This is a genomic window from Endozoicomonas sp. 8E, from assembly GCF_032883915.1.
Lineage (GTDB): Bacteria > Pseudomonadota > Gammaproteobacteria > Pseudomonadales > Endozoicomonadaceae > Endozoicomonas_A.
In genome coordinates this window covers 4,901,127-4,916,929 of record NZ_CP120717.1, presented here as the reverse complement: position 1 = coordinate 4,916,929, position 15,803 = coordinate 4,901,127, and the positions used below count along the sequence as shown (strand labels likewise).

13 protein-coding genes are annotated in these 15,803 nt (G+C 50.4%); all 13 read left to right on the top strand.

The window, feature by feature from the left end; translation table 11 throughout:
- Positions 1-7: 7 nt before the first annotated feature.
- The 13 genes from ftsL to ftsZ all read left to right on the top strand — a co-directional run bounded on the left by ftsL (position 8) and on the right by ftsZ (position 15,731).
- Positions 8-304, top strand: a complete 297-nt coding sequence (gene ftsL, locus P6910_RS16630) for a cell division protein FtsL (RefSeq protein ID WP_317142393.1) — start codon at positions 8-10, stop codon at positions 302-304.
- The gene (locus P6910_RS16625; RefSeq protein ID WP_317142392.1) at positions 301-2,082 is read left to right on the top strand and encodes a peptidoglycan D,D-transpeptidase FtsI family protein; all 1,782 of its coding nucleotides are present in this window, start codon (positions 301-303) and stop codon (positions 2,080-2,082) included. Before ftsL ends, P6910_RS16625 begins: the two co-directional genes overlap by 4 nt.
- Positions 2,079-3,605, top strand: coding sequence for a UDP-N-acetylmuramoyl-L-alanyl-D-glutamate--2,6-diaminopimelate ligase (locus P6910_RS16620; RefSeq protein WP_317142391.1), 1,527 nt, complete (start codon positions 2,079-2,081; stop codon positions 3,603-3,605). Before P6910_RS16625 ends, P6910_RS16620 begins: the two co-directional genes overlap by 4 nt.
- Positions 3,602-5,059, top strand: coding sequence for a UDP-N-acetylmuramoyl-tripeptide--D-alanyl-D-alanine ligase (locus tag P6910_RS16615; RefSeq protein ID WP_317142390.1), 1,458 nt, complete (start codon positions 3,602-3,604; stop codon positions 5,057-5,059). Before P6910_RS16620 ends, P6910_RS16615 begins: the two co-directional genes overlap by 4 nt.
- Positions 5,059-6,141: a phospho-N-acetylmuramoyl-pentapeptide-transferase gene (mraY, locus tag P6910_RS16610; protein ID WP_317142389.1), complete on the top strand. Its 1,083-nt coding sequence runs from the start codon at positions 5,059-5,061 to the stop codon at positions 6,139-6,141. The genes P6910_RS16615 and mraY overlap by 1 nt, the downstream gene beginning before the upstream one ends.
- A 25-nt stretch (positions 6,142-6,166) precedes the next feature.
- Complete coding sequence (murD, locus tag P6910_RS16605; RefSeq protein WP_317142388.1) at positions 6,167-7,522, top strand: UDP-N-acetylmuramoyl-L-alanine--D-glutamate ligase; 1,356 nt, start codon at positions 6,167-6,169, stop codon at positions 7,520-7,522.
- The gene (gene ftsW, locus P6910_RS16600) at positions 7,519-8,706 is read left to right on the top strand and encodes a putative lipid II flippase FtsW (protein ID WP_317142387.1); all 1,188 of its coding nucleotides are present in this window, start codon (positions 7,519-7,521) and stop codon (positions 8,704-8,706) included. Before murD ends, ftsW begins: the two co-directional genes overlap by 4 nt.
- Positions 8,703-9,791, top strand: coding sequence for an undecaprenyldiphospho-muramoylpentapeptide beta-N-acetylglucosaminyltransferase (gene murG, locus P6910_RS16595; protein WP_317142386.1), 1,089 nt, complete (start codon positions 8,703-8,705; stop codon positions 9,789-9,791). Before ftsW ends, murG begins: the two co-directional genes overlap by 4 nt.
- On the top strand, positions 9,781-11,253 hold the full coding sequence (gene murC, locus P6910_RS16590; protein ID WP_317142385.1) for a UDP-N-acetylmuramate--L-alanine ligase: 1,473 nt from the start codon (positions 9,781-9,783) through the stop codon (positions 11,251-11,253). The genes murG and murC overlap by 11 nt, the downstream gene beginning before the upstream one ends.
- A 2-nt stretch (positions 11,254-11,255) precedes the next feature.
- Positions 11,256-12,281 carry a D-alanine--D-alanine ligase gene (locus tag P6910_RS16585; RefSeq protein WP_317142384.1) on the top strand — a complete coding sequence of 342 codons (1,026 nt, stop codon included), beginning with the start codon at positions 11,256-11,258 and terminating at the stop codon, positions 12,279-12,281.
- Positions 12,253-13,026 (top strand): cell division protein FtsQ/DivIB, encoded by a 774-nt coding sequence (locus tag P6910_RS16580; RefSeq protein WP_317142383.1) that lies wholly within the window; start codon positions 12,253-12,255, stop codon positions 13,024-13,026. The genes P6910_RS16585 and P6910_RS16580 overlap by 29 nt, the downstream gene beginning before the upstream one ends.
- Before the next feature lie 97 nt (positions 13,027-13,123).
- The gene (ftsA, locus tag P6910_RS16575) at positions 13,124-14,362 is read left to right on the top strand and encodes a cell division protein FtsA (RefSeq protein ID WP_410493939.1); all 1,239 of its coding nucleotides are present in this window, start codon (positions 13,124-13,126) and stop codon (positions 14,360-14,362) included.
- 178 nt (positions 14,363-14,540) lie between these two features.
- Positions 14,541-15,731, top strand: coding sequence for a cell division protein FtsZ (ftsZ, locus tag P6910_RS16570; protein WP_317142381.1), 1,191 nt, complete (start codon positions 14,541-14,543; stop codon positions 15,729-15,731).
- The last annotated feature ends 72 nt before the right edge of the window (positions 15,732-15,803 follow it).

Sequence of the window (15,803 nt, the reverse complement as noted above, 5' to 3'; positions counted from 1 at the left end):
TGTAGAAATGGATAGAAAACCGTTGCAGGCGTTGTTTCGGAAATCTAATTTAGTCAGCGCAATATTGCTGGCCGGTGTTCTGGTGTCAGGGGTGGCTGTGAGCTTCGTCAAGCATGAAAACAGGCTGCTTCATAATGAACTCCAGCAGGCGTTTGAGCAGAGAAACAAGGCCCAGGTTGAATGGGGGAAGTTGCTTTTGGAGCACAGCTCCCTGACCAGTCCGGGGCGAGTGGAGAGAATTGCAAGGGATGAGTTGAACATGGAAGTGCCTGACGCTGGAAGTATCAAAATGGTGATGCCGTGAAAACTGCAGCAAGAGCGGCCAGTGCCAGCAGAAAAGAACACGCTGGCGAGGAAAGGGCTATTCCTTATCGCTGGCGAGTCAAGCTTCTGCAGCTGTTGTTTATAATGGCTGGCCTGGTGATTGGTTACCGCCTCGTAGATCTTCAGGTTTTAAATCGTCATTTTCTTCAGAGCGAAGGTGATAAACGATCTGTTCGCCATGAGTCCATACCCGCTCACCGGGGCGTCATATTTGATCGAAACGGTAAGATTTTGGCGGTAAGTGCCCCTGTGATGACTGTATGGGCTGACCCCCAGGACTTGATCAAGGCACCAGAGCACTGGCAGAAGCTGGCATTTGCCCTGAAGGTTGATGAAAGCTGGCTGGCAAAAAAGGTAACAAGCAACGCAGCAAAGGAATTTATCTATCTTAAACGTCAGATGACACCGGAGCAGAGTGAGAAAGTCGAAGCTCTGAAAGTGCCGGGCGTGCACATTCTTGATGAACAGCGACGTTACTACCCTATGGGTGAAGTGACGTCGCATCTGGTGGGTATTACCGGTATTGATGACAAAGGTCAGGAAGGGGTGGAGCTGGGATATGATCATTGGTTAACCGGCTCCGAGGGAACCCGCAGGCTGCTGAAAGATCGCCGGGGTCGTCTTGCCAGAGAGGCCGAACTCGTGAAAAGCGCCCAACCCGGTAAGGAATTGATGCTCAGTATTGATTCCAGGCTCCAGTATATGGCTTATCGTGAGCTGAAAAGTGCTGTAGAAAAGGCCAAAGCCACAGCGGGCTCGCTGGTGATGATGGATGTCCAGACCGGAGAGATTCTGGCTATGGTCAATCAGCCGTCCTACAACCCGAATAATCGTACCGGGCTTCAGCCTTACCGAATGAGAAACCGGGTGATGACTGATCTGGTGGAGCCAGGCTCTACCCTCAAGCCTTTTACTGTGGCGGCAGCTATGGAGACGGGCATGTATGATCGCTATACCCGGATTAAAACTGGCGTTGGCTATATGCGTGTTGGACAAAATGCGGTTAAGGATGTCAGGGGGTTTGGAACCATTGATGTCGAAACTGTTTTGAAGAAGTCCAGCAATATTGGTGTCACCAAGATGGCATTGGATATCGGTGTCGATAAGGTTGTAGATCTGCTGCGCCGTGTCGGTATCGGGCAGAGCCCGGGAACGGGCTTTCCCGGAGAGAGGGCTGGGTTTCTCCCTTATAAGGATCGCTGGAGCGACATTGAAGTGGCTACCCTGTCCTTTGGTTATGGCTTGACAGTCACGCCATTACAGCTCGCACAAGCTTATTCTGTACTGGGGTCTGGTGGTTTACTGAGGCCAGCATCACTGATCAGGCGTGATGTAGCACCTGATGGTGTTCGGGTTATGAATGAAGATGTGGCTCATGATGTCATGGAAATGCTTGGCAAAGTGATGGGTAAAGGAGGAACTGGCTGGCGCGGTGCCGTCAAGTCCTACAATGTGGGTGGCAAAACGGGAACGGTTAAAAAAGTGGGTGGCAGTGGCTACCTTGAAGATCGTTACGTGGGTCTCTTTGCCGGTGTGGCTCCGGTGGAAAATCCTCGCATTGCCACTGTTGTCATTATTGATGACCCGGCTGGTCAAGATTACTACGGTGGCGTCATAGCCGGTCCGGTGTTTTCCAGGGTCAATGGTCAGGCTTTGCGGATGCTGGGTGTCAGACCCAGTGAAGAAAAGGTACTGACAGCTGAAAGACCCGGTCTGAAGCAGACTGGAGTTATAAAACTGAAGCAGGATGGAACATGACCTCGTGTCAAATGACGTCTTTAAATGAAGTGCTGGCGGAGCTGAATCAACCTCCACTGGATGAAGACAAGACCCTCACAGGACTGGCCCTCGACAGCCGCAGGCTGATCGGGGGTGAGCTGTTTCTGGCTGTGCCGGGGCTGAGTTCAGATGGCCGGGCGTTTATTGGTGCGGCTCTGGAGGCGGGCGCGTCTGCAGTGCTGGCTGATTCAAGTGGGGAGTCATCTTCTGAAACTGAATTTCTGGCCGGTAAACCGGTTATTTTTATCGAAAACTTAAAAACACACATTAGCTTTCTTGCCGATCGATTCTATCGACAACCGTCGACAAAGCTGAAACTGATTGGGGTGACAGGAACCAATGGCAAAACCTCAACCTGTTGGTATGCAGCACAGCTACTTTCTCTTCTGGGTGAGCCTTGTGCGTTGATGGGAACCCTGGGTAAAGGTCTTCCAACTGAGCTGGAACCCTGTCTGAATACCACTTCAGACCCTGTATCGACACAGAGCTTTATAGCTGAGCTGGTGGCCAGAGATGTGTCTTCCATGGCCATGGAGGTTTCTTCTCATGGGCTTCATCAGGGGCGCGCAGATCAATTAGCGTTTGAAGTAGGCGTTTTTACAAATGTCAGTCGTGATCATCTTGATTATCACAAAACGATGGACGCTTATGCAAAAGCCAAGGCTCTGCTTTTTGCCAACGGCCGTACCAAAAAAGCGGTGATTAATCGGGATGATGACTATAGCGAACTGATGCTGTCCAGTTGTTCCGGTGATACTGAAGTTTTTACTTTCTCTATGACCTCTGAAGAGGCAGATATTAAGGCTCGAAACATTCTCCTGAATGCCGGTGGAGTCCAGGCTGACCTTGATACGCCCTGGGGTAAAGGTCAGTTGAGGACGTCTCAGCTGGGTCGTTTTAGCCTCGAAAATCTTTTGGCCGTTATCGGGGCTGTATGTTGTCAGGGCTATTCGCTGGAGCGAGTGCTTGAAAAGGTGCCGCAACTGACCACTGTACCGGGAAGAATGCAAAGGTTGGGCGGTGATCAGAAACCGTTGGTAGTGGTGGACTATGCTCATACTCCGGATGCCCTTGTGAGTGTTCTCAAAGCATTGAGAGAGCATGGCGCTTCAAAATTAATCTGTGTTTTTGGTTGCGGTGGTGATCGCGACCGCGGTAAGAGGCCTCTCATGGCCCGTGCCGCTATGGAGGGTGCAGATGAAGTGGTTGTGACCAGTGATAATCCCAGAAGTGAAGATCCTGAGGAAATAATCAGAGATACGCTGGCAGGAGTTGACCTGGCAGGTAGGCCAGTGACATCAGTCATCAATCGTGCAGATGCTATTCGGCAGGCTGTCTGTAAAGCCGCCGTCGGGGACATAGTTCTTATCGCAGGCAAGGGGCATGAGGATTATCAGGAGTCCAGGGGCGTCAGGCATCATTTTGATGACATTGAAGAAGCCAGAAAAGCCCTGAATCTCTGGCAGTCATCATCGAGTTCGATTACTGAGAGGGTAGTATGATTCGTCCGTTTACCCTTTCTGAACTGGCCGCTGTGCTCCGGGGTACTTTGCTGGCGGGCAATTCTGGTCATGATGCCGCCATAACCGGTATAAGCATTGATACCAGAACCCTCGAGCAAGGTAATCTTTTTGTGGCCATCAAGGGGCCCCGGTTTGATGGTCATGCCTATGCGGGGCAGGCTGAGGCTGCAGGCGCTTCGGCGGTTGTGGTTCAGATGCCCGTTGAAGGTCTCGGAATTCCCCAGATTCAGGTTCAGGACACTGATAAAGCACTTGGGCGACTGGGGCAGTTTAACCGTGAGTGCTTCCATGAGCCTGTGGTGGCAGTGACCGGGACCTGCGGCAAAACATCTGTCAAAGAGATGCTGGCCTCTGTCTTTGAGCAGGCCGGTAAGGTTCTGGCCACCCGGGGGAATCTGAATAACGCTTATGGTGTGCCTCTGACTCTGTTCAGGCTGGAAGAAGATCAAGATTATGCAGTGATTGAGTTAGGAACCAGTTCTCCGGGTGAGATTGATTATATTACTCGCCTGACTGAACCGGATGTTTCCATCATTACCAATGCCTCAGAGAATCATCTTAAGGATTTGTTAACGCTTGAAGGCGTTATTCATGAGAAGGGCTTTATTCTCGACGGTCTCAAAAAAAGCGGTACTGCAGTACTTAACTTGGATGACCCCAGCTTTCAACTCTGGAAAGAGAGAGCTTTGAAACAGCCTGATCGAAAAGTGTTGTCCTTCAGTCTGAATAAACGGGAAGCCGATGTGTTTGCCTCTGAGGTATCTTCAACGACTGAAGGTATGAGCTTCAGGTTGCATGTTGTTCAGGAAGGGGTTGAAAAACAGTCGACCGTCAATTTGTCTTTCTGGGGAAAACATCAGGTTCAGAATGCCTGTTGTGTGGCCGCAGCGGCATCTGCCGTCGGACTCGGGCTGGACATTATTGCCAGAGGACTGGAAAATGCCCGGCCTTATCAACAAAGAGGAACCCGTTACCCCCTGTCGAAGGGTCTTCTGGTCATCGACGAAAGCTATAACGCCAGTCCCATTGCCACTCTTGCTGCCATTGATCAGTTGGCAGACTGCGAGGGTAAAACCATCATGGTACTGGGGGATATGCTGGATCTTGGTGAGGTGAGTGAAGCCCGGCATGTTGATGTAGGTAAGTATGCTGCTACCCGGCATATTGATTGTTTTGCTGCCTATGGTGAGGCGACCGTTGCCTCTGTTGATGCATTCAGTCGTGAACCTGGCGATGGTCAACGAGGCATGAAAGCAAAACATTTAAATGATAAAGAGGCTCTCTCGAACTGGGTAAGATGTCGGATACAGGCGTTCAGAGAGCAACAGGCGGATTGTCCCATCACGGTTCTCGTCAAGGGATCGAATGGAATGAAAATGTTGGATGTAGTCAGATCCCTGGTGGGATCAGAATTTAAGGGAGAGCGCTGCTAATGCTGCTCTGGCTTGCGGAATTTCTAACGCAATACTATCACGGCTTTGCCGTTTTTAAATACCTCACACTCAGAGCCATTCTGGGTGTGCTTACTGCATTGGGAATGGGGCTCTGTCTCGGCCCCTATATGATTCGTCGGCTGAGCTATCACCAGATTGGTCAGGCAGTGCGTGATGATGGTCCACAATCTCACCTCAGCAAGGCTGGAACCCCGACTATGGGTGGAGCATTGATTCTGGTCTGTATTGCAGTCAGTACCCTGCTCTGGGCGAACCTGAGTAATCGCTACATCTGGGTAGTTTTACTGGTGACGGCGGTATTCGGGATTGTTGGTTGGGTGGACGACTACCGTAAGGTGGTGGAAAAAAATTCAAGGGGCCTGCCAGCTCGCTGGAAGTTTTTCTGGCAGTCGGTAGCCGGGCTGGGTGCAGCTGTTTTTCTCTACGCTACGGCTAATTCACCGGTAGAGACCAGTCTGATTGTGCCTTTCTTCAAAAATATCGTCATTGATCTTGGGCCCTTTTTTATTGTACTGGCTTACCTGACCATTGTCGGTTGCAGTAATGCTGTGAATCTGACAGATGGTCTGGATGGTCTGGCGATCATGCCTACCGTTCTGGTGGCTTCTGCATTGGCTGTTTTTGCTTATGCCAGCGGTCATGTGAATTTTGCCCAGTACCTGTTCATTCCTTTTGTGCCCGGCTCGGGTGAGTTGGTGGTTTTTTGCGCCGCTATCGGTGGAGCGGGTCTGGCATTTCTCTGGTTTAATACCTATCCCGCACAGGTCTTTATGGGGGATGTAGGTGCTTTGGCGCTCGGAGCGGCATTAGGTGTACTGGCGGTTATTGTGCGTCAGGAAATTGTGCTGGTCATTATGGGGGGAGTTTTTGTGATGGAGACAGTATCGGTGATTCTCCAGGTAGCTTCGTTCAAGCTCACCGGGCGCAGAATATTCCGTATGGCGCCACTGCACCATCATTTTGAATTGAAGGGTTGGCCTGAGCCCCGGGTGATTGTCCGTTTCTGGATCATTACCCTGATTCTGGTCCTGGTTGGTCTTGCGTCACTGAAGATTCGTTAACACACTTTGCTCGGGAAAAATACGCGTGTCAGCACTGATAAGCTCAAATCGTACAAGAGTAGTTGTAGGACTCGGCAAGACCGGAATGTCCTGTGTGCGATATCTTGCTGAAAGACAACGCCCATTTAAAGTGATGGATACCCGGGAGAATCCTCCTGGCATTGACGAGCTCAAGGCCACTTTCCCGGATGTTCCTGTCCATCTGGGTGGATTGAACCCGGGCTGGCTGAATGGGGCTGATGAGTTGATTCTCAGTCCCGGTCTTGCTCTGGCTACTCCCGAGATTGCTGAGGCTGTCAGTAAGGGTGCTGAAGCTGTTGGTGATATTGAGCTGTTCTGTCGCGAGGTGGATAAACCTGTTGTCGCCATAACTGGCTCTAACGGCAAGAGCACTGTGACAACTCTGTTGGGAGACATGGCTCAAGAGGCTGGTTTGAGAGTTGCTGTGGGTGGCAATATTGGTACTCCAGCACTTGAACTTCTTGAGAGAGAAAATGTTGATCTCTATATCCTGGAATTGTCCAGCTTCCAGCTGGAAACCACTCATTCTTTACGTGCAGCCGCCGCGACGGTACTGAATATCAGTCCTGATCATATGGATCGTTATAAGACCATGATGGACTACCATAAGGCAAAGCAGCGTATATACCGTGGCTGTAAACATGCGGTATACAACAAGCAGGATGCTCTGACTGTACCTCTTCTTCCCGAGGCTACTCCCGCAACAGCGTTTACTTCTGGCAAGCCTGATTTACACGACTATGGTCTTATTGAAGATGAAGAGGGTACGTGGCTTTGTAAAGGTGTCAAAAGACTCATCAATACAGCGGCCATGAAGTTGCCGGGTCGTCATAATCAATTGAATGCACTGGCTGCTCTGGCCCTGGGTGAATCAGTGGGCATCCCGATGACACCCATGCTGAAGGCTCTGTGCCGCTTCACAGGTCTTTCTCATCGATGCCAATGGGTAGCTGAAAAAAACGGTGTGGTTTGGATTAATGATTCCAAAGCCACCAATGTTGGGGCATCGGTTGCGGCTATCGAAGGTCTGGGTGCGACTCTGACCGGAAAAATTGTTCTCATTGCCGGTGGGGACGGCAAGGGGGCGGACTTTAATCAGCTGAAACAGCCATTACAAAAGTTCGGTCGTGAGCTTGTGCTGATAGGGCGTGACGCACCTGATATTGGTAAAGCCGTCAATGGCGTTATCCCGGTTCAATATGTTAAGAGTCTGGCTGCTGCAGTAGATCGTGCCTGCGAGGTCAGTGAAAGCGGTGATGCTGTCCTGCTGGCACCCGCTTGTGCCAGTTTTGATATGTTCGAGAGTTTCGAGCAGCGTGGCGATAGCTTTATGACTCTGGTCAGGGAGCGTCTTGCATGACTCTACACCAGAAGTTTCTCAGCGAAATAAGATCGCCTTTTACAGGTCGCCGCGGCAGTGTTCTTGACCTGCCGCTGCTGGGTGCTGTGCTGGGACTTCTTGTGATTGGTTTGATTATGGTCAGTTCCGCTTCCATGGAAGTGGCGGGCAGTCTTTACTCCAATCCGTTTTATATCCTCATCAAGCAGGCTTTTTTTGTTTTCGTCGGGCTGTTGCTGATGGGTGTCATTTTGATGGTTCCGGTAACAACTATTGAGAAGTACAGCTGGCTTTCACTTTTTGGTGGTCTGGGGATGCTGCTGGCTGTGCTGGTTGTGGGTCGGGAGGTCAATGGCAGTGTTCGCTGGATTCCTCTGGGCTTTTTCAATCTGCAGGCATCAGAAGCGGCCAAATTGATGATTGTCGTTTATCTTGCGGCTTACCTGGTGCGTCGGTTGGACGAAGTCAGAACCAGATGGACCGGCTTTTTCAAGCCTATGACTATTCTTTTTGTCTCATCTTTACTGTTGCTGATGGAGCCAGACCTTGGGGCGCTTGTGGTGTTGATGGGCGCTTCCATGGGAATGATTTTTCTGGCAGGCGCCAGACTCTGGCAGTTCGTTATTCTGTTCCTGGTGCTGGTCGGGTCTATTGCCGCCTTGATTGTTTTTGAACCTTATCGCATGGCACGTCTGACTTCTTATATGGACCCCTGGGCCAATGCCTTCGGTAGTGGCTATCAGTTGACTCAGTCCCTGATTGCTTTTGGGCGAGGTGAATGGTTTGGCGAGGGATTGGGTAACAGTCTGCAAAAGCTGTTCTATTTGCCGGAAGCTCATACAGATTTTGTCTTTGCCGTTCTGGCTGAAGAGTTTGGTGTCCTTGGGGCGGTCTCTGTCCTGACTCTGATTCTGTTTATTTCCTGGCGAGCGCTGCAAATCGGTTACCGGGCAGAAGCAAAAAAACTACTGTTTCATGGCTATGTTGCCTATGGAATCGGCTTGTTGTATGGCAGTCAGGCGTTGATCAATATTGCTGTAAATACCGGGTTGCTGCCCACAAAAGGTTTGGCGTTGCCCCTGATCAGTTATGGAGGCAGCAGCCTGTTGATAAACTGCCTGGCTTTTGGGTTGTTGCTGCGAATTGATTATGAACGACGGCTGTTTAATGTCAAAACAGATGATAAAAGCAGGGGATTGTCATGAGTACTTCTGACAAACCTACCGTTTTAATAATGGCAGGTGGTACTGGCGGGCATATTTTCCCTGCGCTGGCCACTGCCGGAGAACTTGAGAAGCGTGGCTACGCTATTCACTGGTTGGGTACGGCTAACAGTATGGAAGCTGAACTGGTGCCGCGCCATGGATTTGAAATCAGCTATATCCCGGTCACCGGACTGAGGGGTAAAGGCTTCAGCTTTTTACTGAAAGCACCCTGGAAGCTCGCTGTTTCACTGTTTCGTGCCTTGAAAGTGATTCGAAGCTGCAAGCCTGTTTGTGTTCTGGGAATGGGTGGTTTTGTCACAGGGCCGGGTGGGGTGGCCGCGCGTTTGTCAGGTATTCCTCTGGTGGTTCACGAGCAGAATGCGATTGCAGGCTTCACGAACAAGGTTTTGTCAAGAATTGCCCGTAAAGTATTGATGGCTTTTCCCGGTGCTTTTGGCCCAGAGAGTGGCTCTGGTAAATTTATTCTGACCGGTAATCCGGTAAGAGCGGATATTGCTAATTCGGATTTACCTTCTCAACTGGATGGCAGGGCTTTAAGACTGTTGGTAGTTGGTGGCAGTAGTGGCGCTGCAGCCATCAACGAGCTGGTTCCAAAAGTACTCACCCGGTTTAAAGGTCGCTTCGAGGTTTGGCATCAGACTGGCAAGAATAATCTGGATGCTACCCGTGAGTTATATCGTGCTCTGGGTGTGGAGGGGCGCGTAGAACCCTTTATCGATGATATGGCCGGTGCCTATGAGTGGGCAGATCTGGTGGTTTGTCGCTCTGGAGCCCTCACCGTCTCAGAGCTGGCGATGGCCCGAAGGGCGGCCCTGCTGGTACCTTATCCCCATGCTGTTGATGATCATCAAACCGTCAATGGTCAGTACCTGGTTAATCAGGGGGCCGCCATGATGATGCAGCAGAAAGAACTGAACGAAACCTGTCTGATTAATATGTTAGAGAATTTTGTGGGCAATCCTGAACAGCTGGTGACTATGGCCAGGGCTGCAGGCGATGTCGCCAGGCCCATGGCGGCTGAGGAAGTAGCTGATCATTGTCTGGAGGTGGCTCATGTCCGCTAATAAGCCTATTTTTCCTGTGGCTCCTATACCTGAAATGCGTCGTATAAAAAATATTCATTTTGTTGGCATAGGTGGTTCGGGCATGTGCGGTATCGCAGAAGTGCTTAAGAACCAGGGGTATCAGATCTCGGGATCAGATATTCGACGCTCACCGGTAACCCAACGTTTGGAAGATCAGGGAATTAAAGTCTTTATTGGTCATGAAGCTGCCAATGTTGAAGGGGCGGATGTAGTGGTCACTTCCACAGCAGTCGCTTTGGAAAATCCGGAAGTGGTTACGGCAAGAGAGAAACGTGTACCAGTAGTTCCCAGAGCTGAGATGCTGGCCGAACTGATGCGCTACCGTCATGGTATCGCAGTGGCAGGTACCCATGGCAAGACAACCACGACCAGTCTGTTGGCCTCGGTGTTAGGGTATGGTGGTCTGGATCCTACTTTTGTGATTGGCGGTCGTCTGAATTCTGCCGGTACCAATGCCAAGCTTGGAGGCAGTCGATACCTCGTGGCAGAAGCGGATGAGTCAGACGCATCTTTCCTGCATCTGCAGCCGATGGTTTCTATTGTCACCAACATTGATGCAGATCATATGGCTACCTATGAAGGAAGCTTTGACAAGTTAAAGAAAACCTTTGTCAGTTTTATTCACAACCTGCCATTTTATGGCTTGGCTGTGGTCTGTACAGACTGCCCTGTGGTAAAAGAACTGTTACCATTAATTAAACGACAAGTTATTACTTATGGTGAGAGTGAGGGGGCCGATTTCCGGGCTGTTAATATTCAGCAAAAGGGTATGAAAACCTCTTTTGAGCTGGAGCGGAAATCTAAAGATAATAAAAAGGTAAAAGTTGAGCTGAATATTCCTGGTCGTCACAATGTTCTCAATGCGCTTGCCACCTTCATAGTTGCATCGGATGAAGGAATGCCTGATGACGTAATCTGTGAAGGACTCAGGCAGTTCCAGGGGGTTGGCAGACGATTCCAGGTGCAGGGGCACTTTCAGACTGACTCAGCCCAGATGATGCTCGTTGATGATTATGGGCACCACCCGACTGAGGTGGCGGCAACGATCAAGGCTATCCGCGCTGGATGGCCAGACAAGCGGCTGGTTATGGTTTATCAGCCACACCGCTATTCGAGAACCAGAGATCTTTACGAAGATTTCGTTGAGGTGCTGTCCCAGGTTGATGTCTTGCTTTTGATGGAAGTCTATCCGGCAGGAGAAGAACCGATTCCGGGTGCAGATACACGAAGCCTCTGTCGAAGTATTCGTCAAAGAGGCCAGCTGGAGCCTGTTTTTATTTCCAGTCCTGATGAAGTTAGTACTGTTTTGCAAGCTGTTGTTGAAGACAATGACCTGGTTTTGACCCAGGGGGCCGGAGACATCGGTGCTTTGGCTGTGAGGCTGACGACAGAGCTGGGTGAAAAACTTGAAGATATAATTCAGGACGGAAGGGTAGCTTAGAGATGTATAGCCAGGAACAGGGGCAAGTTGCCATTGATGCAGACAGTGATGAGCTAAAAAGAGTATTCGGTAAAGTAGCGGTATTACTGGGTGGTTGTTCGGCTGAGCGGGAAGTGAGTCTTGCATCCGGTAAACGAATCTTTGAAGCCCTGAAAACCAGTGGCATAGATTGTTGCCTTATTGATCCAATCGAGGGGTTGGTCAGTCAGCTGGTCGAGCAGAAGCCAGATCGCGTTTTTATTGCATTGCACGGTCCCCGCGGGGAGGATGGTACGGTGCAGGGACTGCTTGATCAAATGGATATTCCTTATGCGGGCAGTGACATTATGTCTTCAGCATTGGCCATGGACAAATACAGAAGCAAACTGCTCTGGCAGGCGGTTGGTTTACCCACCCCGGACTTTATGCTGATTGAGCAGGCTGAAAACCTTGATTGCTGTGCAGAGATATTACCGGCTTTCGTAAAGCCCAGTCTGGAAGGCTCCAGCGTAGGAATCACCAGGGTTGATCGGGAGCAGGGTCTGCTGCCAGCCTGGGAGCAGGCTTCAAAATACGGTGGTTCTGTGCTGGTGGAACAGTTCATTGATGGCCCTGAATATACGATTGCGATTCTCAACGGTCAGCCCTTGCCTGCTATTCGAATCGAGTCGGCAGAGTCTTTTTATGACTATGACGCTAAATATGTCTCAGGAAATACTCAGTACCACTTACCCAGTGGTCTGTCTGAAAGCAAGGAGCAAGAACTTCAGGCTCTGGCACTGACCGCTTTCGAAACACTGGGCTGCTCTGGCTGGGGTCGAGTCGACTTTATGCAGGACGAAAGAGGACGCTTTTGGCTACTTGAGGCAAATACTGTACCCGGTATGACTGAAACGAGTCTTGTTCCTATGGCTGGAAAGTCAGTGGGTTTGAGTTTCGAAGCATTGGTTCTGGAGATTCTGAAGTCGTCCCTGTTACCGGCTCGCCAGAAAGGGGCTGGAATAAAGGGAAGCAAAGAGCTTGTTGAAACTGAATCAGAAGTCACCTGACGACTCTGGCAGGCGCAGTCGCGGGGCGAGTCGGGGAAAAGAGAAAAAGCTGGCTCGGCCTATATCCTGGCGACGCTGGTTAGGGTTGACTGTCATCTCTGCTCTGGCCGTGGCTTTGCTCTGGATTTGGCCGGTATTGATGATGTGGGTTAATCAGCCGATAGCACGGGTGGAAGTGCGCTCTACGTTCAATTATCTGGAGCCTGGTGATGTTGAAAAACAGCTGGCACCCTGGTTGGTCAATCGGTTTTTTTACCTTGACCTGGAAGAGATGAGAAGGGCGGTTCTGGATATGCCCTGGGTAAGGAAAGCCAGTCTGCGACGTGAGTGGCCAGATACTCTGATCGTCAGGTTGGAAGAGCGAAAACCGATTGCCCGTTGGCAGGATGACGGTTTGATTGATGAAGACGGAGAGGTTTTCAGACCGGGATCTCTGGAGGCCTTCAATAAGCTGCCAAAGCTGGCAGGGATGGAAGATCGTTCTGAGGATGTAATGCAGCAATACCTGGCGTTCAGTCAGGTGATCAGGCCCCTTGGGGTTGCCGTTAGAGAGTTGAGGCTCAGTACGACGGATTCCTGGTGGCTGAAGGTAGATCACGTTGATGTCAATCTCGGGCGTGATCGCAGAATGGAAAGATTGCAGCGTTTTATCAGGCTGTATCATGCAAGGCTTGATGATCGCTGGCAGGATGTAAAGCGCGTTGACTTGCGCTATTTGAATGGGGCTTCGGTGGCCTGGAAATAGTCATAAAAACGTCGTCATGCGTTTTCGTGGCAACACTGGAGTAGTGGGTTCGGCGCACTGACTATTACGGTCAGAGTGGTTTGGGATGATAGATGCCATGACAGCGGCAGATAACGGAAATTTAATAGTCGGACTCGACATTGGGACTTCCAAAGTTGTAGCGATCGTCGGTGAGATAACCGCGGATGGCCAGTTGGAAGTGATCGGGATCGGCTCACATACCTCACGGGGTCTGAAGCGTGGTGTTGTCGTCAATATTGACTCTACGGTCCATGCCATCAAAAGGGCGATGGAAGAGGCTGAGTTGATGGCCGGTTGTCAGATTCACTCCGTTTACGCCGGCATCGCAGGTAATCATATACGCAGCCTGAACTCCCATGGAATCGTTGCTATCAGGGAGAGGGAGGTTACCAGTGCTGATATTGACAGGGTGATTGATGCCGCTCAGGCCGTTGCCATCCCGGCAGATCAGCGAATTCTTCATATTTTGCCTCAGGAATATGTGATTGATACCCAGGAAGGCGTGAAAGAACCATTGGGTATGTCAGGTGTGCGTCTGGAAGCGAAAGTGCATCTGGTAACCTGTGCTGTCAATGCAGCGCAGAATATTGAGAACTGTATTAAACGATGTGGTCTTGAAGTAGACGACATTATTCTGGAGCAGTTGGCTTCGAGCTATTCAGTGCTTTCAGAAGATGAAAAAGAGCTCGGTGTGTGTATGGTTGATATTGGCGGTGGCACTACCGATATTGCTATCTTCACTGAGGGGGCCATACGACATACGGCAGTTATTCCTATAGCGGGTGACCAGGTCACCAATGATATTGCCATGGCTCTGAGAACACCCACTCAGCATGCTGAAGAACTTAAGATTAAATATGCCTGCGCTCTTACCCAGCTGGCTCGTGCTGAAGATATGATCAAGGTGCCGAGTGTTGGAGACAGGGCCGCCAGAGAGCTGTCTCGACAGTCGCTGGCTGAGGTGGTTGAGCCAAGATACGATGAGCTGTTTACACTGATTCAGGCGGAATTGAGACGAAGTGGTTTCGAAGATCTCATTCCAGCCGGTATTGTGCTGACAGGTGGTACGTCCAAAATGGAAGGTGCCGTAGATCTGGCAGAAGAAATTTTTCACATGCCAGTTAGACTCGGCATGCCTCAGGCCATTCAGGGGTTGACAGATGTCGTTTGTAATCCTATTTATGCAACAGGTGTCGGCCTGCTTCACTATGGTTTGAAAGCTCAACAGGAAGGGCGAAGGGAAACTGCCAGTTTCAGCAGACAGGAAGAAAGTCTGTTCAATCGGCTTAAAAAATGGTTTCAGGGTCAATTCTGATTGAGAGGTGAGTACCAATCAATAGAAGTAATTCTGCAGAAGGCAATGGCTGGATTGCCATTGGCGAAGAAATGGGAGCACACTGCATGCAGGGTGTTCTTACTGGAAAGTGATTTGAGTGTAATGGCAATTAATATTCAGAAAATATCCTGTTTACGGTGACAGAAAGGAGAGAGCCATGTTTGAACTGGTGGATAATGTTCCGCAGGAAGCGGTGATCAAGGTGGTAGGCGTAGGTGGCGGCGGCGGTAACGCAGTCTGCCACATGTTGAACAGTCGGCTGGAAGGTGTTGAGTTTATCTGTGCCAATACGGATGCCCAGGCTCTGAAAAAACAGCATCTTCAGGCTCATACCCATCTGCAACTGGGAGCCAATATTACTCGTGGCCTCGGGGCTGGAGCAAATCCGGAGGTCGGTCGTGATGCGGCGATGGAAGACAGAGACCGTATTTCTGAAGTGTTGGCGGGTTCTGATATGGTTTTCATCACTGCCGGTATGGGAGGGGGTACAGGTACCGGCGCTGCTCCGGTTGTGGCTGAAATTGCCAGAGAAATGGGGGCTCTGACCGTGGCGGTGGTGACTAAGCCATTTTCTTTTGAAGGTCGCCGCAGAATGACAGTGGCTGAAGAGGGGCTGAACCAGTTGAAAGAGAGTGTAGACTCTCTGGTCTGTATTCCTAATGAGAATCTTCTGCCTGTTTTGGGTCGTGATGTCAGTTTGCTGAACGCCTTTGGTGCAGCAAATGACGTACTGCTGGGCGCCGTTCAGGGTATTTCAGAATTGATTACCCGCGACGGTCTGATTAATGTTGACTTTGCTGACGTTCGTACTGTCATGTCTGAAATGGGCATGGCTATGATGGGTACAGGTTCAGCCACGGGCAGTAACAGGGCGATTGAAGCGGCCGAGCGAGCTATCCGTAGCCCTCTCCTGGAAGATGTTAATCTACAGGGGGCTCGCGGAGTGTTGGTTAACATTACTGCAGGTCTCGATCTTTCTGTGGGTGAATTCCATGAGGTGGGTGATACTGTTCGTGAATTTGCTTCGGATAATGCCACCACTGTAGTAGGTACAGTTATCGATCCGGAAATGACGGATGAATTGAGAGTGACTGTTGTTGCCACCGGTCTGGGAGACAGTGATGAAAAGCAGGAACAGTCCTTAAAGGTGGTTGATGGTTCCAAGCCAAAGGCGACCCGTCCAGACGGAACCCTGAACCTTAAGGAGCTTGATATTCCTCCCCATGTTCGCAAGAAAGCAGCTGAACAGCCCGAGGAGGAAGCTGAAAAGCCCCGCAGGCAAGCACCATCAACTGACAATGTGGATTACCTGGATGTACCGGCGTTTTTGCGTCGACAGGCTGATTGAATGAATGACCGGTTGTGTCATGTGTAACTTTTGTTACAATGAGTCGTTGCATTCAAATAACAGGGGCCTTTG

What these genes read in the sequence shown, in the direction of transcription:
- ftsL (WP_317142393.1), top strand. Translation starts at nt 8, where the DNA reads ATGGATAGAAAACCGTTGCAGGCGTTGTTTCGGAAATCTAATTTAGTC.
- P6910_RS16620 (WP_317142391.1), top strand. Translation starts at nt 2,079, where the DNA reads ATGACCTCGTGTCAAATGACGTCTTTAAATGAAGTGCTGGCGGAGCTG.
- P6910_RS16615 (WP_317142390.1), top strand. Translation starts at nt 3,602, where the DNA reads ATGATTCGTCCGTTTACCCTTTCTGAACTGGCCGCTGTGCTCCGGGGT.
- mraY (WP_317142389.1), top strand. Translation starts at nt 5,059, where the DNA reads ATGCTGCTCTGGCTTGCGGAATTTCTAACGCAATACTATCACGGCTTT.
- ftsW (WP_317142387.1), top strand. Translation starts at nt 7,519, where the DNA reads ATGACTCTACACCAGAAGTTTCTCAGCGAAATAAGATCGCCTTTTACA.
- murG (WP_317142386.1), top strand. Translation starts at nt 8,703, where the DNA reads ATGAGTACTTCTGACAAACCTACCGTTTTAATAATGGCAGGTGGTACT.
- murC (WP_317142385.1), top strand. Translation starts at nt 9,781, where the DNA reads ATGTCCGCTAATAAGCCTATTTTTCCTGTGGCTCCTATACCTGAAATG.
- P6910_RS16585 (WP_317142384.1), top strand. Translation starts at nt 11,256, where the DNA reads ATGTATAGCCAGGAACAGGGGCAAGTTGCCATTGATGCAGACAGTGAT.
- ftsA (WP_410493939.1), top strand. Translation starts at nt 13,124, where the DNA reads ATGACAGCGGCAGATAACGGAAATTTAATAGTCGGACTCGACATTGGG.
- ftsZ (WP_317142381.1), top strand. Translation starts at nt 14,541, where the DNA reads ATGTTTGAACTGGTGGATAATGTTCCGCAGGAAGCGGTGATCAAGGTG.